22 protein-coding genes are annotated in these 21374 nt (G+C 60.7%); 10 read left to right on the top strand and 12 right to left on the bottom strand.

Annotated elements, in window-relative coordinates:
• Positions 1–10: 10 nt before the first annotated feature.
• Positions 11–904 carry a LysR family transcriptional regulator ArgP gene (locus DOCECA_RS03080; protein ID WP_420764429.1) on the bottom strand — a complete coding sequence of 298 codons (894 nt, stop codon included), beginning with the start codon at positions 902–904 and terminating at the stop codon, positions 11–13.
• A 98-nt stretch (positions 905–1002) separates the two neighbouring features.
• On the opposite strand from DOCECA_RS03080, the gene DOCECA_RS03075 reads away from it, so the two are divergent.
• The 4 genes from DOCECA_RS03075 to DOCECA_RS03060 all read left to right on the top strand — a co-directional run bounded on the left by DOCECA_RS03075 (position 1003) and on the right by DOCECA_RS03060 (position 6308).
• Complete coding sequence (locus DOCECA_RS03075) at positions 1003–1605, top strand: LysE/ArgO family amino acid transporter (protein ID WP_434562704.1); 603 nt, start codon at positions 1003–1005, stop codon at positions 1603–1605.
• A 174-nt stretch (positions 1606–1779) separates the two neighbouring features.
• Positions 1780–2376, top strand: a complete 597-nt coding sequence (locus DOCECA_RS03070) for a superoxide dismutase (RefSeq protein WP_420764427.1) — start codon at positions 1780–1782, stop codon at positions 2374–2376.
• Between the two features lie 353 nt (positions 2377–2729).
• On the top strand, positions 2730–4781 hold the full coding sequence (locus DOCECA_RS03065; RefSeq protein ID WP_420764426.1) for a putative bifunctional diguanylate cyclase/phosphodiesterase: 2052 nt from the start codon (positions 2730–2732) through the stop codon (positions 4779–4781).
• Between the two features lie 183 nt (positions 4782–4964).
• Entirely contained in the window at positions 4965–6308 is a 1344-nt protein-coding gene (locus DOCECA_RS03060) for an imelysin family protein (RefSeq protein ID WP_420764425.1), read from the top strand.
• A gap of 315 nt (positions 6309–6623) precedes the next feature.
• Here the strand turns inward: DOCECA_RS03060 and DOCECA_RS03055 are convergent, their stop codons facing one another.
• From DOCECA_RS03055 to DOCECA_RS03045, 3 genes are all read right to left on the bottom strand, one after another.
• The gene (locus tag DOCECA_RS03055; protein WP_434650160.1) at positions 6624–7859 is read right to left on the bottom strand and encodes an RNA polymerase sigma factor; all 1236 of its coding nucleotides are present in this window, start codon (positions 7857–7859) and stop codon (positions 6624–6626) included.
• Positions 7860–7950: 91 nt separating this feature from the next.
• The gene (locus DOCECA_RS03050; RefSeq protein ID WP_434562700.1) at positions 7951–8295 is read right to left on the bottom strand and encodes a YciI family protein; all 345 of its coding nucleotides are present in this window, start codon (positions 8293–8295) and stop codon (positions 7951–7953) included.
• A gap of 55 nt (positions 8296–8350) precedes the next feature.
• The gene (locus tag DOCECA_RS03045) at positions 8351–8785 is read right to left on the bottom strand and encodes a YybH family protein (RefSeq protein ID WP_420764422.1); all 435 of its coding nucleotides are present in this window, start codon (positions 8783–8785) and stop codon (positions 8351–8353) included.
• Positions 8786–8926: 141 nt separating this feature from the next.
• On the opposite strand from DOCECA_RS03045, the gene DOCECA_RS03040 reads away from it, so the two are divergent.
• Positions 8927–9412: a GNAT family N-acetyltransferase gene (locus DOCECA_RS03040; RefSeq protein ID WP_434562698.1), complete on the top strand. Its 486-nt coding sequence runs from the start codon at positions 8927–8929 to the stop codon at positions 9410–9412.
• Between the two features lie 134 nt (positions 9413–9546).
• Here the strand turns inward: DOCECA_RS03040 and DOCECA_RS03035 are convergent, their stop codons facing one another.
• Together DOCECA_RS03035 and DOCECA_RS03030 are read right to left on the bottom strand one after the other, a co-directional pair.
• Positions 9547–10035 (bottom strand): GyrI-like domain-containing protein, encoded by a 489-nt coding sequence (locus tag DOCECA_RS03035; protein WP_445571430.1) that lies wholly within the window; start codon positions 10033–10035, stop codon positions 9547–9549.
• Positions 10036–10112: 77 nt separating this feature from the next.
• Positions 10113–10775 (bottom strand): LysE family translocator, encoded by a 663-nt coding sequence (locus DOCECA_RS03030; RefSeq protein ID WP_445571429.1) that lies wholly within the window; start codon positions 10773–10775, stop codon positions 10113–10115.
• Between the two features lie 207 nt (positions 10776–10982).
• On the opposite strand from DOCECA_RS03030, the gene alaC reads away from it, so the two are divergent.
• Positions 10983–12197 carry an alanine transaminase gene (gene alaC, locus DOCECA_RS03025; protein WP_305496304.1) on the top strand — a complete coding sequence of 405 codons (1215 nt, stop codon included), beginning with the start codon at positions 10983–10985 and terminating at the stop codon, positions 12195–12197.
• A 163-nt stretch (positions 12198–12360) separates the two neighbouring features.
• Here alaC and DOCECA_RS03020 read toward each other — a convergent pair whose 3' ends face one another.
• Positions 12361–13713, bottom strand: coding sequence for a GntP family permease (locus tag DOCECA_RS03020; protein WP_305496305.1), 1353 nt, complete (start codon positions 13711–13713; stop codon positions 12361–12363).
• 92 nt (positions 13714–13805) lie between these two features.
• Positions 13806–14339 (bottom strand): gluconokinase, encoded by a 534-nt coding sequence (locus tag DOCECA_RS03015; protein WP_420764418.1) that lies wholly within the window; start codon positions 14337–14339, stop codon positions 13806–13808.
• Positions 14340–14555: 216 nt separating this feature from the next.
• On the opposite strand from DOCECA_RS03015, the gene DOCECA_RS03010 reads away from it, so the two are divergent.
• From DOCECA_RS03010 to DOCECA_RS03000, 3 genes are all read left to right on the top strand, one after another.
• A complete protein-coding gene (locus tag DOCECA_RS03010) occupies positions 14556–15587 on the top strand; it encodes a LacI family DNA-binding transcriptional regulator (protein ID WP_420764417.1) in 1032 nt (343 codons plus the stop codon).
• A 158-nt stretch (positions 15588–15745) separates the two neighbouring features.
• Positions 15746–16300 (top strand): hypothetical protein, encoded by a 555-nt coding sequence (locus DOCECA_RS03005; RefSeq protein WP_434562688.1) that lies wholly within the window; start codon positions 15746–15748, stop codon positions 16298–16300.
• Positions 16301–16386: 86 nt separating this feature from the next.
• Positions 16387–16809, top strand: coding sequence for a GNAT family N-acetyltransferase (locus tag DOCECA_RS03000; protein ID WP_434609992.1), 423 nt, complete (start codon positions 16387–16389; stop codon positions 16807–16809).
• 66 nt (positions 16810–16875) lie between these two features.
• Here the strand turns inward: DOCECA_RS03000 and def are convergent, their stop codons facing one another.
• The 3 genes from def to DOCECA_RS02985 all read right to left on the bottom strand — a co-directional run bounded on the left by def (position 16876) and on the right by DOCECA_RS02985 (position 18728).
• Positions 16876–17415 carry a peptide deformylase gene (gene def / locus DOCECA_RS02995; RefSeq protein ID WP_445571428.1) on the bottom strand — a complete coding sequence of 180 codons (540 nt, stop codon included), beginning with the start codon at positions 17413–17415 and terminating at the stop codon, positions 16876–16878.
• The gene (locus DOCECA_RS02990; protein ID WP_420764413.1) at positions 17412–18362 is read right to left on the bottom strand and encodes a YihY/virulence factor BrkB family protein; all 951 of its coding nucleotides are present in this window, start codon (positions 18360–18362) and stop codon (positions 17412–17414) included. Before DOCECA_RS02990 ends, def begins: the two co-directional genes overlap by 4 nt.
• 174 nt (positions 18363–18536) lie before the next feature.
• Positions 18537–18728, bottom strand: a complete 192-nt coding sequence (locus DOCECA_RS02985; protein WP_420764412.1) for a CsbD family protein — start codon at positions 18726–18728, stop codon at positions 18537–18539.
• A gap of 195 nt (positions 18729–18923) precedes the next feature.
• Between DOCECA_RS02985 and DOCECA_RS02980 the strand changes: the two genes are divergently transcribed.
• Positions 18924–19301, top strand: coding sequence for a hypothetical protein (locus DOCECA_RS02980; protein ID WP_030139341.1), 378 nt, complete (start codon positions 18924–18926; stop codon positions 19299–19301).
• Between the two features lie 58 nt (positions 19302–19359).
• Here DOCECA_RS02980 and fadD1 read toward each other — a convergent pair whose 3' ends face one another.
• Positions 19360–21051, bottom strand: a complete 1692-nt coding sequence (gene fadD1 / locus DOCECA_RS02975; RefSeq protein ID WP_445571427.1) for a long-chain-fatty-acid--CoA ligase FadD1 — start codon at positions 21049–21051, stop codon at positions 19360–19362.
• Positions 21052–21374: the final 323 nt, after the last annotated feature.

Raw genomic sequence — 21374 nt, 5'->3', positions numbered from 1 at the left:
GCCAGCTGCATCAGTTCACCCCATGCAGCGTGCTGCCTGCCGCTGCGACCAGCTGCTCGGTCAACAAACCGAGCAGCTGCCCACCATTGCGCCAATGATGCCAGTACAGCGGCACGTCAATCGGCTTATCTGCGAGTAATTCCACCAGTTCGCCTCTTTCCAGTGCATCGCGAACTTGCAGCTCGGGCACTAGCCCCCAGCCAAGCCCCGCCTCGATAAGGCGAAGGAAACCTTCGGATGATGGACATAAATGGTGTTCGAATCCGCCTTCGACGCCGAGGGAAGCCAGATACCGGTGTTGCAGGAAATCATCCGGCCCGAACACCAGGGCAGGTGTGCGAGCCAGTAGATCGGCGCGCACCCCGCCGGGGAAATGCCGGGCAATGAAGGCGGGGCTGGCGAGCGCCCGGTAGCGCATGGCCCCCAGCAACACGCTGCGGGCGCCGGCCACCGGGCGTTCACTGGCGCAAAGACAAGCGGCGACCTCTCCGGCGCGCATGCGCTTGAGGCCTACGGTCTGGTCCTCCACCACTAAATCGAGCAACACATGCTGCTCGGCACAGAATGTCCCCACCGCGCTGGCCCACCATGTGGCCAGGCTGTCGGCGTTCAGCGCAATGCGCAGGCGCTCCGGCAGGCCCTCTTCGTCCAGCGCCGGCACCAGGCTTTGCAGGTCGCGCTCCAGCAAACGCACCTGTTGTACATGGTTGAGCAGGCGACGGCCGATTTCCGTGGGCGTCGGAGGCGTGGCGCGCACCAGCACGGGCTGGCCGACCCGCGCTTCGAGTAGCTTTATCCGCTGGGAGATGGCCGATTGCGACAATCCCAGCACCTGCGCGGCTCGCTCGAAGCCAGCTTGCTCGACAACGCTCGCCAGGGCGGAAAGCAGTTTGTAATCGAACATCAGTTTTCCTTATGGCCGATCAGCATGATTTGTTTTTCTTATACTCCCGCACCCCGGAGAATGGCCAGCAATTTGCGAACTCCTGGAGTGACAACGTTATGTGGCAAAGCTATGTAAACGGGCTGCTGGTGGCCCTTGGGTTGATCATGGCGATCGGCGCGCAGAACGCGTTCGTGCTGGCCCAGAGCCTGCGCCGCGAGCATCACCTGCCGGTGGCTGCGCTGTGCATCGCCTGTGATGCGCTGTTGGTCGCCGCCGGGGTGTTCGGCCTGGCAACGCTGCTGGCCCAGAGCCCATTGTTGCTTTCGATCGCTCGCTGGGGCGGCGCTGCGTTCTTGCTTTGGTACGGCAGCCAGGCGCTGCGTCGGGCCTGTTCGAGGCAAAGTCTGGAGCGGGATGAAAAGCAGGTCGCGCGGTCTCTGCGAACCGTGCTGCTGAGCGCGCTGGCGGTCACGCTGCTCAACCCTCACGTCTACCTCGACACCGTGTTGCTGATCGGCTCTCTCGGTGCCCAGCAGAGCGTGCCTGGCGCCTACGTCGTGGGCGCGGCCAGTGCTTCGCTGCTGTGGTTTTCCACGTTGGCCCTGGGTGCCGCGTGGCTCGCTCCCTGGCTGGCCCGCCCTGCGACCTGGCGCGTCCTGGACCTGCTGGTGGCCGTGATGATGTTCACGGTAGCAGCGCAACTGATCGTGTCGGGCTGATATTCCAAACCGCTCTGGAACCTCTATTCCACACAGTTGTTGCGTGGTTATGCCGCACCCCCGGTGCTATGATCCGACTCCTGCGCCGCAAAGAGTACAAACTCCCCGGCGCTAGTCTGGCCGCCCGTGATCGGCCTTGCGCTCACCGCAACTGACCTGATTAGGAGAATCACCATGGCTTTCGAATTGCCGCCGCTGCCGTACCCACACGACGCACTGGCGCCACACATCTCCAAAGAAACGCTGGAATACCACCACGACAAGCACCACAACACCTATGTCGTGAACCTGAACAACCTGGTGCCTGGCACCGAGTTCGAAGGCAAGACCCTGGAAGAAATCGTCAAGACTTCCTCGGGCGGTATCTTCAACAACGCCGCTCAGGTCTGGAACCACACCTTCTACTGGAACTGCCTGACGCCTAACGGCGGCGGCCAACCTACCGGCGCGCTGGCTGAAGCCATCAATGCTGCCTTCGGTTCGTTCGACAAGTTCAAGGAAGAATTCAGCAAGACGTCCATCGGCACCTTCGGTTCCGGTTGGGGCTGGCTGGTGAAAAAGGCTGACGGTTCCCTGGCCCTGGCCAGCACCATCGGCGCCGGCAACCCGCTGACCAGCGGCGACACCCCGCTGCTGACCTGCGACGTCTGGGAGCACGCCTACTACATCGACTACCGTAACGTGCGTCCAAAATACGTCGAGGCGTTCTGGAACCTGGTGAACTGGGAGTTCGTGGCTCAGCAGTTCGAAGGCAAGACCTTTACTGCCTAAGCTGTGATGTCTTGAAAAACGGCGTTTTTCCGACGGGAAAGCGCCGTTTTTTTTAGACTTGGATTGCTCTGCGCGAGCGAGCTTGCCCCTCGGCAAGCTTCGCGGTGATCAAGCAATATCGCCCCAGGTAAATGACCTCGCGTCCGAAAAACCAATAAAAATCCCGCCAAGCCTCAAGTTGCAGGCCCTTCCAACCGAAACAATGGTCGTAGAGTCATCACTCTGCAAACACCGTATAACGGCCAGGTTTCAGGCGAAATCCCTTGTGTTTGATTGTCCCTTTGACTGACATCACAGGATTGCCAATACTCATGGCATCTTGACGCTACCCGCACGGAACAAGGAATCCCTCTTTGAAGCTGGAACTCAAAAACAGCTTGTCTGTGAAGTTGCTCCGGGTCGTGCTCCTCTCGGCGTTGATCGTTGGCATGGTTTTAAGCTGCGCCCAGATCGTATTCGACGCCTACAAAACCAACCGGGCCGTCGCCGACGACGCCCAGCGCATCCTCGATATGTTCCGCGATCCGTCCACCCAGGCGGTCTATAGCCTGGACCGCGAGATGGGCATGCAGGTGATCGAAGGCCTGTTCCAAGATGAAGCCGTGCGCATGGCGTCCATCGGGCATCCGCGCGAAACCATGCTGGCCGAAAAAACCCGGCCTCTGCAGAAGTCTGAAAGCCGCTGGCTGACCGACCTGATACTGGGCCAGGAGCGGACCTTCACCACGCAACTGGTGGGCCGCGGCCCCTACAGTGAATATTATGGCGACCTGAGCATCACGCTCGACACCGCCACCTATGGCCAGGGCTTTATCGTCAGTTCGGTCATCATCTTCATTTCCGGAATGCTGCGGGCTCTGGCCATGGGCCTGGTGCTGTACCTGGTTTACCACTGGCTGTTGACCAAGCCGCTGTCGCGAATCATCCAGCACCTGACCGAAATTAACCCGGACCGCCCCAGTGCCCACAAGATCCCGCAGCTAAGGGGTCACGAGCACAACGAACTGGGCCTATGGATCAACACCGCCAATCAATTGCTGGCCTCCATCGAGCGCAACACCCACCTGCGCCACGAGGCCGAAAACAGCCTGCTGCGCATGGCCCAGTACGATTTCCTGACCGGCCTGCCCAATCGCCAGCAACTGCAACAGCAACTGGACAAGATCCTCGTGGATGCCGGACGTCTGCAACGTCGCGTCGCGGTGCTGTGCGTGGGGCTGGATGATTTCAAGAGCATCAACGAACAGTTCAGCTACCAGACCGGTGACCAGCTGCTGCTTGCCCTGGCCGATCGGCTGCGCGCCCACAGCGGACGCCTCGGCGCATTGGCGCGACTGGGCGGCGACCAGTTTGCGCTGGTCCAGGCCGATATCGAGCAACCCTATGAAGCCGCCGAACTGGCCCAGAGCATTCTTGACGACCTGGAAGCTCCGTTCGCGCTGGACGACCAGGAGATCCGCCTGAGGGCGACCATTGGCATCACCTTGTTTCCTGAAGACGGCGACAGCACCGAAAAGCTGCTGCAAAAAGCCGAGCAGACCATGACCCTGGCCAAGACCCGCTCGCGCAATCGTTATCAGTTCTACATTGCCAGCGTCGACAGCGAGATGCGCCGCCGTCGCGAATTGGAAAAGGACCTGCGCGAAGCCCTGTCGCGCGAGCAGTTCACCCTGGTGTACCAGCCGCAGATCAGCTATCGCGACCTGCGCGTGGTGGGCACCGAAGCGCTGATTCGCTGGAACCATCCCGAACACGGTTTCGTGCCGCCAGACCTGTTCATTCCTCTGGCCGAGCAGAACGGCACGATCATCGCGATCGGCGAATGGGTCCTGGACCAGGCTTGCAAGCAGCTGCGCGACTGGCATGACCAGGGCTTCGTCGACCTGCGCATGGCGGTCAACCTGTCTACCGTGCAGCTGCACCACGCCGAGTTGCCCAGGGTGGTGAACAACTTCCTGCAGATGTACCGCCTGCCGCCGCGCAGCCTGGAGCTGGAAGTCACCGAGACCGGCCTGATGGAGGACATCACCACCGCTGCCCAGCATTTGCTGAGCCTGCGCCGTTCCGGCGCGCTGATCGCCATTGACGATTTCGGCACTGGCTACTCATCGCTGAGTTATCTCAAGAGCCTGCCGCTGGACAAGATCAAGATCGACAAGAGCTTCGTCCAGGACCTGCTCGATGACGAAGACGATGCAACAATCGTTCGCGCCATCATCCAACTGGGCAAGAGCCTGGGCATGCAGGTCATTGCCGAAGGTGTCGAGACTATCGAGCAGGAGGCGTACATCATTTCCGAGGGCTGCCATGAAGGCCAGGGTTACTACTACAGCAAACCCCTGCCCGCGCGGGAGTTGGGCCTTTACCTGAAGCAGGCGGAGCGCATCAAGGCTTCCATCGTCTGATCCTCGCCGGCCCCGTCATCGGAAATTTCTTACGGACGTCGTCGAAAGACAGCGATCCGCTCGAGTGAATAAGAAATATTTACAGGCACAACCCTTTACACATAATGCAAATCTTTCGCATTATGTCGCAGTTTTGCGCGCCCTCGCGCCTGTCCCATTCATCACCGAAGCAGGATTTTCGCCATGATTCGTATGCCTCTGGCTACCGCCAGTCTGTTGGCCATTGCTATTTCCCTCGCCGGTTGCGGCGAAGGCAAAGACAAGGCCGCCGCGCCGCAAGCGCCAACGCCGGCCGCCAGCACCGCTGCACCGGCTGCCCCCGCTGCCGCTGGCAAGATCGATGAAGCCGCCGCCAAGGCTGTTGTCGCGCACTACGCCGACATCGTCTACGCCGTCTACAGCGATGCCGAATCCACCGCGAAAAACCTGCAGACCGCCGTCGATGCCTTCCTGGCCAAGCCGAACGCCGACACCCTGAAAGCCGCCAAGGCTGCCTGGGTCGCCGCACGCGTGCCATACCTGCAGAGCGAAGTGTTCCGCTTCGGCAACACCATCATCGACGACTGGGAAGGTCAGTTGAACGCATGGCCCCTGGACGAGGGCTTGATCGACTACGTCGACAAATCCTACGAGCATGCCTTGGGTAACCCGGGCGCCACCGCCAATATCATTGGCAACACCGAGGTCCAGGTCGGCGAAGACAAGGTCGACGTCAAGGACATCACCCCGGAAAAACTCGCCAGCCTGAACGAGCTGGGCGGTTCCGAGGCCAACGTCGCCACCGGCTACCACGCCATCGAATTCCTGCTGTGGGGCCAGGACCTCAACGGCACCGGCCCTGGCGCTGGCAATCGCCCGGCCTCGGATTACCTGGAAGGCGCCGGCGCCACGGGCGGCCACAACGATCGTCGTCGCGCCTACCTGAAGTCCGTCACCCAGCTGCTGGTCAACGACCTGCAGGAAATGGTCGGCAACTGGAAGCCGAACGTAGCCGACAACTATCGCGCCACCCTGGAAGCCGAGCCTGCCGAAACCGGCCTGCGCAAGATGCTGTTCGGCATGGGCAGCCTGTCCCTGGGTGAACTGGCGGGCGAGCGCATGAAAGTCTCCCTGGAAGCCAACTCCCCGGAAGACGAACAGGATTGCTTCAGCGACAACACCCACAACTCGCATTTCTACGATGCCAAGGGCGTGCGTAACGTTTACTTGGGTGAATACACACGCGTAGACGGCACCAAGATGACCGGTGCCAGCCTGTCGTCCCTGGTGGCGAAGGCCGACCCGGCCGCCGACACCGCGCTCAAGGCCGACCTGGCCGATACCGAAGCGAAGATCCAGGTCATGGTGGATCACGCCAACAAGGGTGAGCACTACGACCAACTGATCGCCGCTGGCAACACCGCGGGCAACCAGGTCGTGCGCGACGCCATTGCCGCCCTGGTCAAGCAGACCGGTTCGATCGAACAGGCCGCAGGCAAGCTGGGCATCAGCGACCTGAACCCGGACAGCGCTGATCACGAGTTCTGATCAACGCCGGTTCGGTCACCGATAAACCCGTGGGAGCGAGCTTGCTCGCGATGGGGTCTACCAGCCAACCATGATGTTGGCTGGGCCACCCCCATCGCGAGCAAGCTCGCTCCCACGTTGGTTTCTGGATACATGAATTCCATGCGTGCGATAACCTCCCTTGTGGGAGCGAGCCTGCTCGCGAAGGCGGTGGGTCAAGCGCAGTGATGCAGGATTTGCCGACGCAGCAGCTCCTTCATATAGCCGACACATCGCAGGGGGCCGCTTCGCGCCCCAGCGGGAGCAAGCTCCCTCGCCACGGGCCTGCTCGTGCCATCAGTGCAAGCCGGCAAGCCTGGCTTCGATAAACCGCCGCTCCGGCAACTGCTGCGTCAACGCCAGCGCACGACGGTACGCCGCCCTCGCCTCCTCCACCCGTCCCAACTGCCGACAAAACTCCGCCCGCGCCGAATGGGCCAGGTGATAGTCGGTCAATTCGCCCCTACCCAGTATTCCATCGATCAGGCTCAGCCCAGCCAGCGGCCCGTCGCGCTTGGCCAAGGCGGCCGCGCGGTTGAGTTCGATGACCGGCGATGGCACGGCACGCAGCAGCACATCGTAGAGGCCGACGATCTGCGGCCAGTCGGTTTGCTGCGCTGTCGGCGCTTCGGCGTGCACCGCAGCGATCGCCGCTTGCAGGCAATACGGTCCGAACCGCCGGGTATTGAGCGCCGCCTCGATCATGGCGCAGCCTTCGGCAATCATTGCCTGGTCCCACAGCGATCGGTCCTGTTCATCCAGCAAGACCAGCTCACCGGTCATGGAAGTCCGCGCCGGCCGCCGCGATTCGTGCAACAGCATCAATGCCAGCAACCCCATGACTTCGGCTTCGGGCAACAGCTCCATCAACAGGCGTGCCAGGCGTATGGCTTCGCGGGTCAGGTCTTCCCGGGTCAACTCGGCGCCCATCGACGCCGAGTACCCTTCGTTGAACACCAGGTAGATCACGCGCAGGACGCTGTCGAGGCGTTCAGGCAATTCGGTGCGGGACGGCACCTGGTAAGGAATTCGTGCATCACGGATCTTCGCCTTGGCCCGCACGATGCGCTGGGCGATGGTCGCCGGCGCCGCGAGAAATGCGTGGGCGATCTCCTCGGTCGTCAGGTCGCACACTTCTCGCAGGGTCAACGGCACTTGGGCGTCAGCCGCCAGCGCGGGGTGGCAGCAGGTGAAAATCAGCCGCAGGCGATCGTCTTCCACGTCCTCGTCACTCCAATCGGCCTGCTCCAGTTCCTCGAGCTGCGCAATCAGCATCGGTTGAGATGCCGCGAAGCGCGCCCGCCGGCGCAGGCCGTCAATCGCCTTGAACCGCCCCGCCGATACAAGCCAGGCTCGCGGATTGTCCGGCACTCCGTCGCGCTGCCAGCGCTCCACCGCGATGAAAAAGGCCTCGTGCATAGCCTCTTCAGCGAGGTCGAAGTCTCCCAGCAGGCGAATCAGGGTCGCCAGGATCCGCCGCGAGTCCTGCCGGTAGACCTGCTCGACCCGCGCCTTGACCACTTCGGCCGACATCAGCCGGACAGCCCCCTGGTCACTGGGCTGATGGATCGCATGGAAGAAACAAGCTCAAGGTTCATGGAAGCAATCCTGTTGATCATCGTTTTCAAGGATTCAATTGACGTACCGGTCGAACCTCGACACAGCCGACCCGGGCCGCCGGTATGTGGCCGGCGACCTGGATGGCTTCATTCAGGTCCTTGGCGTCGATCAGGTAGAAGCCCGCCAATTGCTCCTTGGTTTCGGCGAACGGGCCGTCGGTGATGGACAGTTTGCCGCCGCGCATGCGCACCGTGGTGGCGGTCTGCACCGACTCCAGGGCTTCGGCCGCGACCATCCGGCCACTGCCCTGGACCGATTCGGCGTAGGCCATGCATTCGGCGTCCTCGGGACTGTCCGGCGAGTTGTGCAGGACCTCTTCGTTGCTATACACCAGGCATAAATACTTCATGGAGAGCTCCGTGATCGGCTGATCGACAAGGATGGCAGAAGCGAACCGCAGCCGCTCAGGGCTGCAAATCGAAAATCGCCGTCCCGGCCATGGGATCGAACGGCGCGGACCAATGCTCGTGGACGATTTTCCACTGCCCGGCCGAACGTTTGTAGCAGGCCGTCACGCGCATCCAGCAGGCCTGCTCCTCGCCCTTGTCGTTGGTGCCACCGCAATAAGCCAGCCAGTGGGCAAACGCAATGTCATCGGCTGCGTTGATCTGCACCTGGTGAAAATCGAACTTGTGAGGGCCGGGGCACATTTCCATGCAAGCCTCCCAGTGCGCCCGGTAGGCGACCTTGCCCTTGAATTGCAAGGCCTGGATGGCGTCGAACGAAACGATGCCATCGTCATAAAGCGCCATGACCTTTTCTACATCCTTGGCCATGACCGCTTGGCGATAAGTATCGATCAGGGTCTGGATCTCGGTATCGGCAGCTTGGGTATTCATGGTGATTCTCCGCAGTTTTTTGTTAGAGACACCCTTTGTCGTTTGGAGAAACGGCAAATCGACAGCTAAACAAAAATAATCCAAAGAAAAAATTTCGCTAGAATCCAAGGTCCATTCTGTCGACAAACAACGGACGTTTTCGTGACTGCTCAGCTCGTACCCTATGAAGACCTGACCCCACTGCAACGGCAACAGGTCGAATCCATCGAGATTTACCCCGACCAAATCAAGTTCTCTGGCGACATCCACGGCGCGCTGCACACACTGCTGTCCAAGCCCGGCCCGGGGGTCAAGGGCTTCGCCTTGTTGGACGACGAGGTGCCCGTGGCATTCCTGCTGCTCAAGCGCCCGCCCGTGCTGCCGGCCTGGGCCAACGAACACAGCGCGACCCTGCACGCGTTGCAAGTTGACCACCGCGCCCAGGGCAAAGGCTATGGCAAGGCGTGCCTGCAAGCGCTACCCGCCGCGGCCCGCGCGGCCTGGCCGGAAATCAGGGGATTGGAGCTCTCCGTCGATGCTGACAACCACTCGGCCATCGGCCTCTACACCCGACTGGGCTGGGTCGACAGTGGCGAAGCCTACAAAGGCCGCATCGGTTATGAGCGGCGGATGGGGTTGGTGTTTTGACAAACAGGGCCAACGATCAATAGCTGCAAAGTTTGCAGCGAGCTTGCTTGCGATGAGGGCATATCGGTCGACGTCGACGTTGGCTGATCCGCTGCTATCGCGAGCAAGCTCGCTTCCACGGGGACCCGAGGTGATCAACTCGGCTTGAGCGGTATCCAGATTTCCAGGTGGCCTTCGCCGGTCCGGGGATTGAAATCTTCACTGTAGCGCTCAAACTCCGGTTCATCCGCCGCCTGATGGCCGGATTGGGGCAGCCATTCTTTCCAGATGTATTGGAACGTATCCGGCAGATCCTTGAGCGGCCCTTTGTGCTCGAAGACCGCGTACGACCCGGGCTGGATCTCGATCCAGCGGTATTGTTCGGGTAGGTCGTCGAGCCGGCTGATTTCCACGCCAGCGATGTACTCGAAGCCGCCCTGGCCGTCCGGGTTGCAGCACACCCCGTACGTCACCTCGTTTTTCTGTCCGGGCACCTTGCCGAGCCAAGGCAGGAATTTTTCCCAGAGCTGCGGGATGTCCTGGGCGGTTTCCTGGGTAAAACGCGCGCCGAAACCGGCGATGAGCTGAAAGCGTCCCTGCTCGAAGCGCGGCTCGGCTGCGTTAGCGCGTTTTTGCGTTTCCATTGCTCAACACTCCGAAAACTTGAAGTCGGGTTTGGCAGTATAGAAGCCAAACCGTAATTGCCAGGCCGTTTCGCTTGTTAAAGTCCCGGCAAGCTGGGGGCGTTTACCGTTCCTACAAACTCGTTATAACCAGAAACGATCACGTAGACCGCGAAATAACAGAAGATCGCCGCCGATGCCCAATAGGAGTACCGCAGCAACTTGTCGCCCAGCATTTTCCCGCCCTGGGTCGCTGCCAGGCACAGGCCAGCGCTCCAGAGCAGCCCGGCGCTGAGGAATCCGCCCAGGAACAAGGCCGAGCTGAGCACGGTGCCGCCACCCGAGCGGGCGATGAGCGTTCCGCCCACTGCGGCGAACCAGAGAATGGCGCTGGGCGATGACGTGGCGAGGAAAATCCCGCGAAAAAATTCCTGGCGCGGCGAGTTGGCCCGAGACTCGCCCGCCTCAGCCAGCACCGCGTTGTGATAGATCGCCGAATGAACCATTTTCGCCGCGAAATACAAGAGCAGCACCGAGCCGCCAATCCACAGCGCCCAACGCACCGGTTCGTATTGCAGCAAAACGGTCATCCCGGCCAGCGCCAGGACTGCATAGACCAGGTCGCCCACGCACGTGCCCAGGCCCAAGGCGAAGCCTTGGAAATAGCCGCGTTGCATCGCCAGCGTGATCATCGCGATGTTGGCCACGCCAATGTCCAGGCACAGCGAAAGACTCAGCAGGAAGCCGCTGGAAAATTCCATGATTCGTTCCATCAGGATTGGATAGGCGTGTTCAGCCGCCTGCGGAGCCTTTCGGGGGCGCCGCAGCCAGGGCGACAGTGTCGTCGAAAATAGTTCGGCGCGGCTACTGGACAATTCGACATCCGCCCGATTATCTTGCGCCGCAGGCCACTGCAGTGGCCAACGTCGCTCGGACGGTTCCGGGCGCTCACGTATCTCGAGGCAACAATGGCCGAACAAGGTTCGCCGCGCCGCTTTGCGCGCATCGATCGACTCCCCCCGTACGTATTCAATATCACTGCCGAGCTGAAGATGGCTGCGCGTCGGCGCGGCGAAGACATCATCGACTTGAGCATGGGTAACCCCGATGGCGCCACGCCCCCACATATCGTGGAGAAGTTGGTCACCGTCGCCCAGCGTGAAGACACTCACGGCTACTCCACGTCCAAAGGCATCCCGCGCCTGCGCCGCGCCATTTCGCGTTGGTACAAGGACCGCTACGAGGTGGACATCGACCCGGAAAGCGAAGCCATCGTCACCATCGGTTCCAAGGAAGGCCTCGCGCACCTGATGCTGGCGACCCTGGACCAGGGCGACACGGTGCTGGTGCCCAACCCCAGCTATCCGATCCACATCTACGGCGCGGTGATCGCCGGCGCCCAGGTGCGTTCGGTGCCGCTGGTGCCCGGCGTGGACTTCTTCGATGAGCTGGAGCGGGCCATTCGCGGTTCGATCCCCAAGCCGAAGATGATGATCCTCGGCTTCCCCTCCAACCCGACCGCGCAATGCGTGGAGCTCGATTTTTTCGAACGGGTCATCGCCCTCGCCAAGCAATACGACGTGCTGGTGATCCACGACCTGGCGTACGCCGACATCGTGTATGACGGCTGGAAAGCGCCGTCGATCATGCAAGTGCCAGGGGCCAAAGACATCGCGGTGGAGTTCTTCACCCTGTCCAAGAGCTACAACATGGCCGGCTGGCGCATCGGTTTCATGGTCGGCAACCCGGAACTGGTCAGCGCCCTGGCGCGGATCAAGAGCTACCACGACTACGGCACCTTCACCCCGCTGCAAGTGGCCGCCATCGCCGCCCTCGAAGGCGACCAGCAATGCGTGCGCGACATTGCCGAGCAGTACCGCCAGCGCCGTAATGTGTTGGTCAAAGGCCTGCACGAGCTGGGGTGGATGGTGGAAAACCCGAAGGCGTCGATGTACGTCTGGGCCAAGATCCCCGAAGCCTATGCGCACCTGGGCTCACTGGAGTTTGCCAAGAAGCTGCTGGCCGAAGCCAAGGTCTGCGTCTCGCCGGGGGTGGGGTTCGGGGAATATGGGGATGATCACGTGCGCTTTGCGCTGATCGAGAACCAGGATCGGATTCGCCAGGCGGTGCGGGGGATCCGTGGGATGTTCCGGGCGGATGGGTTGGCTGGCAAACAAGCCTGACGGCCAACCACAACCTCTATGTGGCGAGGGAGCTTGCTCCCGCTCGACTGCGAAGCAGTCGCAAACCGGTCGCCTCACTCCATGAGACGGAGTTGACTGGATTGGGGCCGCTTCGCGGCCCAGCGGGAGCAAGCTCCCTTGCCACAGTTAGTCCAAGGTGTTCTTAGATCACCAGCGACAGCAGCAGGATGAAGATCAAGCCCACCACGGACAGAATGGTTTCCATCGCGGTCCAGGTCTTGAAAGTCTCGGCCACGGTCATGTTGAAGTACTGCTTGACCAGCCAGAAACCCGCATCGTTGACGTGGGACAGGATCAGCGAACCGGCGCCAGTCGCCAGCACCAGCAGCTCACGGTTCACGCCCGGCATCATCCCCACGACAGGCACCACGATCCCCGCACCGGTAATGGTCGCCACGGTTGCTGAGCCTGTGGCGATACGGATCACCGCCGCCACCAGCCACGCCAGCAGGATCGGCGAAATCTGTGCACTCACCGCCATGTGACCGATCACATCGCCCACACCGCTGGTCACCAGCATCTGCTTGAAGCCACCACCAGCACCGATGATCAGGATGATCGCGGCGGTCGGGGCCAGGCTCGCGTCGAGCCATTTCAACATCTGGCTGGAACCGATCCCCTGTTTGTAACCGAAGGTGTAAAGCGATAGCAGCAACGCCAACAACAGCGCCGAGATCGGGTGGCCGATCATGTCCATCCAGACGCGGAAGAGGTTGCCATCCGGCAGCGCCACATCAGCGAACGTCTTGAGCAGCATCAGGAACACCGGCGAGAGCACGGTGATCAGGGTGATGCTGAAGCTTGGCAGCTCGGCGGCGTTCGTCTCACGGGCCAGTTGGTCCACCAGTTCCTGATTTGGATGCCCGGGGATGTGCTTGGCGATGAAGGTACCGAAGATCGGGCCGGCAATGATAGCGGTCGGCAGCGCGACGATCAGGCCATAAAGAATGGTCTTGCCGATGTCGGCGCCGAAGATGCCGATCGCCAGCAGTGGCCCCGGGTGCGGCGGCACCAGGCCGTGGACCGCGGAGAGGCCGGCCAGCAGCGGGATACCAATCTTGATGATCGACACGCCGGTGCGGCGCGCCACGATGAACACCAACGGAATCAGCAACACGAAGCCGATTTCGAAGAACAGCGGGATGCCCACCAGGAACGCGGCGAACATCATCGCCCACTGCACCTTTTCCTTGCCGAAGGCACGGATCAGCGTCTGGGCGATCTGATCGGCCCCGCCCGATTCAGCCATCATTTTGCCGAGCATCGTGCCCAGCGCCAGGATGATGCCGACAAAACCGAGCACGCCACCGAAGCCGTCCTGGAACGCCTTGATGATGGTGCCGGTCGGCATGCCCGACGTCAGGCCGAGGAACGCGGCGGCGATGGTCAGCGCAATGAACGGGTGGAATTTGAACTTGGTGATAAGGACGATGAGTCCGATCACCGTGACCACTGCATCAAGCAGTAGAAACGTCTCGTGGGACATGCCGAACATGGGAGGTGTCTCCTGATTTGTTGTTGTTATTGAAGCAGTTATTTATGGGCCGTCGGGACAGCGCTATCTTTCTGACGCATATTTTTCGAAACTCAGCCGGCGAGTTTCAAACCGTGGGCCAGCCACCAGACGTAGGCCTGGCGGGCCAATTCATCGATGCTGTGGCTGGACGCGTCCAGAGCCAGGGTCAGGGGCTCGCCGACAGGGGATTCGAGGGTGGCAAACTGGCTGTCGATCAGGGTCGACGGCATGAAATGGCCCGGACGGTGGGAGACACGATCGGCAGCCACTTCGGGGGTCAATTCAAGGAATACGAAGCCCAGGCCCGGCAGGGCGCTGCGCAGGCGCTCGCGGTAGCTGTGCTTGAGGGCCGAGCAGGTCAGCACCGGGCGCTCGCCCGTGCCGTCGACACGACGCAACTCGTCGCACAGGCTGTCGAGCCAGCCGGCACGGTCGTCGTCAGTCAAGGGAATACCGGCGCTCATCTTCTGAATGTTGGCCGCGGGGTGGAACGTGTCGCCTTCGATGGCGGTGGCGCCGCTCAGTTGGCACAGGGCCTGGCTGACGCAAGTTTTGCCGCAACCGGCAACGCCCATGATGACCAGGGCGGTGATTGGATTATTCATGTAACACCTCAGCGCGCAGACAGCGCTACCTTTGCCAGTTATGACACCGCAGCAAAAGCAGAAGTTGCCGACGCCTTCTTGTCATTTTTGTGGTTGCAGCATGTTCGTCCACGACACCCACGGGACAGGGATCAGGCAAACCCTGTCAACGCATTTGCAGCCGCGCCGAGACAGCGCTACCTTAGTGCCTTGATTTTTGTTTGGCAAGCCGCCCTGATGACCGCCCCTAAAAACGATAAGAATACTCGCACCACCGGTCGCCCCACGCTCAATGAAGTCGCCCGCCTGGCCGGGGTCAGCCCGATCACCGCCTCCCGTGCCCTGCGCGGCGTCAGCACCGTGGCCGTCGAACTGGTGGACAAGGTCCGCCAGGCCGCCCTGGAACTCAATTACGTCGTCAATCCCGCGGCCCGGGCCTTGGCTTCGGCCCAGAGCCATTCAGTGGTGGTACTGGTGCCGTCACTGTCCAACCTGTTGTTCATCGACACCCTGGAAGCCATCCATCGCGTCTTGCGGCCCAAGGGATTCGAAGTGGTGATCGGCAACTACCATTATTCCCGGGACGAAGAAGAAGACCTGCTGCGCAATTACATGGCCTATCAGCCGCGCGGTCTGTTGCTGACCGGATTCGACCGGACCGAAAGCGCCCGGCGCATGATCGAGGCCAGCAATATCCCCTGCGTGTACATGATGGAACTGGATCCGGGCGCCGGCCTCAACTGCGTGGGATTCTCCCAGCTCCAGGCCGGCGAGACCGCCGCCGAGCATTTGATCTCCCGAGGCCGCAAGCGCCTGGCCTACATTGGCGCGCAACTGGATCAACGCACGTTGCTGCGCGGCGAAGGCTTTCGTCGCGCCCTCCAGAAGGCCGGGCTCTATGACCCTGACCTGGAAGTGCTGACCCCTCGCCCGTCGTCGGTGGGCCTGGGCGGCGAATTGTTCCTGCAATTGCTGGCCAGCCATCCAGACGTCGACGCGATTTTCTTCGGCAACGACGACCTGGCCCACGGCGCCCTGCTCGAAGCGTTGCGCTGCGGCATCAGGATTCCCGAACAGGTTTCGATACTGGGCTTCAACGACCTGCCCGCTTCGGCCCACATGGTCCCGCGCTTGAGCAGCATCAGCACCCCGCGAGAAGAAATCGGCCGGCGCGCCGCCGAACAGATGCTCACGTTGATGGCCGGCAACCGCATCGCCCAGCCGGTCGTCGACCTGGGTTTCGAACTCAAGATTCGCGAAAGCACCTGAGCGCCCCGCCACCCTGCGGTCGATCCATGCCGACGAACGGCAAGGATTGGCCGCACCGCGCTATGCTTTTCGCCCGTAGCCCTTGAAAAACGGGGCCTTGCGCGACGGCATGGTAATTGCTCCCACCATCGCTCAGCCATTACCTACGGGTACACATCATGTTGGTCAGCGTAAAACAACAAGCGATAAACCTGCCCCTCAAACGCCCCGGCGAAGACCCGACCGCCGAAGCCGCCAGCGGTTTGCAAAGCGCCGCCCTGCAATCGCTGCGTGACAACGTCCAGGCCCAGGCCAACCAGGGCAGCACCCAGGTCCAGGAATCCATCACCCGGCAAGCCACGCAGCAGGTCAACGCCGCCACCGCCATCAGCGACAACGTCGACGAGGCCTTCGCCAAGACTCGCGTGCAACTGCAGACCGTCGCTTCGTCAGCCGCCGACGAGGCGAAGAAAGCACGCAGCTCTGCCATGACGGAGTTCAAGGAATACATGAGCAAGACGCCTGAAGAACGCTTGCGTGACAGCATTCTTGAGGAAATGGGCATCACTGAAGAAGAGTACGCGCAGATGCCCCCTGAGAAGCAACGGGCGGTCGGCGAGGAAATTGCCCAGCGCATGCAGGACAAGGCCGCTATGGCGCAGGTGGAAAAAGCCCAGGAAAGCCGGACGGATGAGAAGAATCCGGCCACGGACATGTTCCTCGCCTCGCTGTAGACCTTGCAGACAGGCGCCGGAGATGTCCCGGCGCATTGTTTGTTCCCTTATAATCGCCCATCTCCACTGCCCTCTCCGCCCTCGCCATGCCCGACTTCCACTACACACGTCTCGACGAGCCACTGTGGCCGTTGATGAACAAGTTCTACCGCGCCCACCAATCCTCGATGAAAGCCGTGCGCGACGCCCAGCTGTGGGTAGCACGGCGCGAAGACATCGTCGCGGCGCTGTGCCTTCGACCGGTTTCGGGCGGGCATTGGTTGACGGGATTGTTCGTCGACCCGGCGCACCGCGTACAAGGCGTCGCCGCGCGACTGATCGCAGAAGCGGTGAAGGGGCTGGATGAACCGGTGTGGCTGTTCTGTCACCCGGACTTGCGCGGGTTTTATGAACGACGGGGCTTCAGCTTCGACCCCGAACTGCCCTATGCGATGGCTGAAAGGCTGAGCCGGTATGCGCGCAGCAAGCCGATGATTGCGATGGGGTTGGAGCCCAACATACTCTCCTGACGCCGAACACAGTTCATTGTGGGAGCGAGCAGGCTCTCTCCCACAATTTTTTTGTGTCGGTTTTAGCTAGTCGTCAGCCATAGGGTCCAGATCCGGAAACATCACCTCGGTAAACCCGAACTTGCTGAAATCAGTGATGCGCGACGGATACAAGCGGCCGATCAAGTGATCGCACTCATGCTGCACCACCCGGGCATGAAAGCCCGAGGCGGTGCGCATGATCGGCTCGCCCTTGGGGTCGAAACCTTCGTAGCGGATATGCTGGTAACGATCCACCGCGCCGCGCAAGCCTGGCACCGACAAGCAACCTTCGAAGCCTTCTTCCATCAACCGACTCAGCGGCGTGATCAAAGGATTGATCAGGATCGTCTGCGGCACCGCTTCGGCATCGGGATAGCGCTCGCTGTGCTCGAAGCCAAAGATCACCAGTTGCAGGTCCACGCCGATCTGCGGCGCCGCCAGACCGACGCCGCCGACGCTTTCCATGGTCTGGAACATGTCGTCGATCAGTTGCCACAACTCGGGGCTGTCGAACATTTCCGGCGGCAACGGCGGGGCGATGCGCAGCAGGCGTTCGTCGCCCATCTTCAGGATTTCGCGGATCATGGTCGGGCTTCGTCTGTAGGGGTATGAGCAACGGAATGGTCGCGCCCCAGGCCCGACACATGCTGTTTCTCGTGCTCGCCCGGGGTCTTTTCACCGGTGTCCTTGCCTTCGGCGGACATGTGTTCGATGACCGCATTCATCTCGGCGCCGAGTAGCAACACCGCCGCAGAGATATAGAAATACAGCAACAACACGATGATCGCGCCGATACTGCCATACATGGCGTTGTAGTCGGCGAAAGTCTTCACATAGAACGCAAAACCCAGGGACGCGATGATCCACACCACCACCGCTAATACCGAGCCCGGCGTGATGAAGCGGAACTCCTGTTTGACGTCAGGCATCACGTAATAGATCAGCGCCACTGCCACCATCAGCAAAAACACGATGACCGGCCAGCGCGCCAGGGTCCAGACGGTGACGATGAACTCCTCCAGCCCGATCTGCGAGGCAATCCAACCCATCACTTGCGGGCCCAGTACCATCAAGGCCGCGGCGACCAACAGCATGCCGGCGATACCGACCGTATAAAGAATCGACAGCGGAAAGCGCTTCCAGGCCGGGCGCCCCTCGACCACGTCGTACGCCGCGTTCATGGCGCTCATCATCAGCCGCACGCCGGCCGACGCGGTCCACAGCGCAATGACGATACCCACCGAGAGCAAACCGCCCTTGGACTGCTGAAGCTGGTCGATCACCGGGTTGACCTGCTCCAGCGCCTGGGGCGGCAGCACCAGTTCCGATTGCAGGCGCAGCCAGGAAAAGAAATCCGGCAGGTGCAGGAAGCCGATCAGCGCGATGAGGAAAAGAATGAAGGGAAACAGCGAAAACAGCATCTGGTAAGCCAGTGCGGAGGCGTAGGTCGACATCTCGTCGTCGAGAAACTCGGTCACCGTGCGCATCATCACGCGATGCAGGGGCAAGCCTTTCAAGGCCGGGAACATCATGTGCGTCTCCTTTCGCCGCAAAAGAGGAAGGTCGCCTGGCGACTCACGGGGCTGCTATCCGTGACAAAAGTAACCTGTTTGGCGACTTTGGAACAATTTCCCCGGTGCAAGTTCGAGCCGACATGATAACGGCCACCCGCGGATGGCCGTTCCAATCGCTTTTTTACAGGCCGGTTATGCCTCGTCAACGCCTTTCTTGACTGCATCCTTGGCCTTGCCCGCGGTTTGCTGGGCCTCACCTTTTTTCTCCTGGACCACGCCCTCGGCGCGCATGCGGTCATTGTCGGTGGCCTTGCCGACACCTTGCTTGATATTGCCGACAGCTTCGTTGGCAACGCCCTTCACTTTATCGTTCGTGCTTCCCATGATGTTTCTCCTGTGAACAACTGTAAGAAAAGTCATTACATAGGGGTTGACCGACGCCGTTTGCAGGGAGTTTCATTTTTTCAGCGGCGCATTTCATCGTCAGATGCAGGTTGCGCTTTATGTTTACCGACCCACACCTGAGAATGCTCCACGTATTCAGGCTGCGCCTGAAGCTCCAATTCCCGTAGGAACGTTATGAAACTCGATAAAAAGCAGGCCATCGCCCGCAGGAACCAGGAACTGGGCGGTGCCGTCCTGGGCGTCAACAACTGCCATTTCAGCGAACTGAACCGCAACCGCAACATCTTCTGGTTCGACATCCCGGTGGCCCGCCTGGCCATTGGGCAGTACGAATGGATTCACCTGCTGCTGCACACGCCTGCCACCGACGAACTCTTGCACCTGAAAGTGCCCACCGTGTTCCTTCGGGAAAAAATGGAAGGCCTGGAAGTACGCAACCAGGGCAAACGCAAGGCAGCCTTGAGCCTGGAGCTCAGCGCAGACAAGGATTCGTACCTGCAAGACATGCGGCCCGGCGGCACCAATCTGGATTTTGCGCAGTTTCGGTTGTAACGCTCCACTCGATCAACAAAAAGCCCCGCATCAGCGGGGCTTTTCATTGGTGGGGTTGTTACTTTTTCAGCCCCAGCTTCCTGAGCTCTTCATCCCGCAACTCACGCCGCAGGATCTTGCCGACGTTGGTGGTCGGCAGTGCATCGCGGAACTCCACGGACTTGGGCACCTTGTAGCCGGTGACGTTGGCGCGCATGTGCTCCATCACCTGTTCCTTTGTGAGCGTGACACCCGGACGCGCGACGATGAATATCTTGATCGCCTCGCCGGATTTCTCGTCAGGTACACCGATGGCCGCGCATTGCAGCACGCCCGGCAAGGCCGCCAGCACGTCTTCCAGCTCGTTGGGGTAAACGTTGAAACCGGAGATCAGGATCATGTCTTTCTTGCGATCGACGATGCGCATGTAGCCATCCGGCTGGATCAAGGCGATGTCACCGGTCTTGAGCCAGCCTTCGCTGTCGAGGATCTCGTCGGTGGCGTCCTGGCGCTGCCAGTAGCCCTTCATGACCTGCGGGCCTTTGACGCACAATTCGCCGATTTCCCCCAAAGGCAACTCTTCGCCCGCGTCATTGATGACCTTGCACAAGGTCGACGGAACCGGAATGCCGATGGTGCCGACCTGGATGTTCTGGATCGGGTTGACCGTGGCAACCGGGCTCGTCTCGGTCATGCCGTAGCCTTCGCAGATCGGGCAACCGGTGACCGCTTTCCAACGCTCCGCCGCCGCCAACTGCAAAGCCATGCCGCCAGACAGGGTGACCTTCAGCGCCGAGAAATCCAGCTTGCGGAAGGCTTCGTTGTTGCACAGCGCCACGAACAACGTGTTGAGCCCGACGAAGCCGCTGAACTTCCATTTCGACAGCTCCTTGACCATCGCCGACAAATCGCGCGGGTTACTGATCAGGATGTTGTGGTTGCCGATCAGCATCATCGCCATGCAATGGAAGGTAAACGCGTAGATATGGTACAGCGGCAGCGGCGTGATCAGTACTTCACAGCCCTCATTGAGGTTGGAACCCATCAGCGCCTTGCATTGCAGCATGTTAGCCACCAGGTTGCGGTGGGTCAGCATGGCGCCCTTGGCCACGCCCGTGGTGCCGCCGGTGTATTGCAACACCGCCACATCATCACTGGTGGGGCTCGCTTCGTTCACAGGCTGGCCGTGGCCCTTGCTCAGGACGTCGTTGAACTTGATGGCCTTGGGCAAATGATAGGCCGGGACCATCTTCTTGACGTACTTGATCACGCTGTTGATCAACAGGCGCTTGAGCGGCGGCAGCAAGTCGGCCACTTCGGTGACGATGACGTGCTTGACGCCAGTCTTGGGCACCACGCTTTCGGCAAGGTGCGCCATGTTAGCCAGGCAGACCAGTGCCTTGGCACCGGAATCGTTGAATTGATGCTCCATTTCCCGCGCGGTGTAGAGCGGGTTGGTATTGACCACGATCAGCCCGGCGCGGATGGCGCCAAACACAGCCACTGGGTACTGGAGGACGTTGGGCAGTTGCACGGCGATTCGATCGCCCGGCTGCAAATCGGTATGCTGTTGCAGGTACGCGGCAAAGGCACCGGACAATTCGTAGAGCTCACCGTAGGTGATGGTCTTGCCGAGGTTGCTGAATGCCGGCTTGTCGGCGAAGCGTTGGCAGGAATGCTTCAACACCGCCTGAATATTCGGATACTCATCTGGATTGATGTCGGCAGCAATCCCAGCTGGGTACTTATCCTTCCAAAAGTTTTCAATCATGGAAGCCCCACTCCTCAGCAACGCGAATTCTCACCGCATTTGATGCGATTATTATTGGTGTATGTCTATTGGTGAATCTGGCTTGGATAACGGCCGAGAAGTCACAAAAGCGCGCCGAGAGTAGCAGCTTTGCCAAGGGTCGCCTAGAGCCAAAAGCGGCCCCTACAGTCACAAATATGACTCAAGAACATTCAATGGTCATTTTTAGAGTAAAAATTCTAAGCCTTATCTAATTGTCCCGAATCCATAAAACCTGTGGGAGCGAGCTTGCTCGCGATAACGATGTATCAGCCAATCTTTCTGGCACCGATACACCGCCATCG

The organism is Pseudomonas sp. E102, assembly GCF_052660185.1.
The sequence above is the reverse complement of the archived record's forward strand: the minus strand, read 5'-3'. Positions and strand labels throughout refer to the sequence as shown.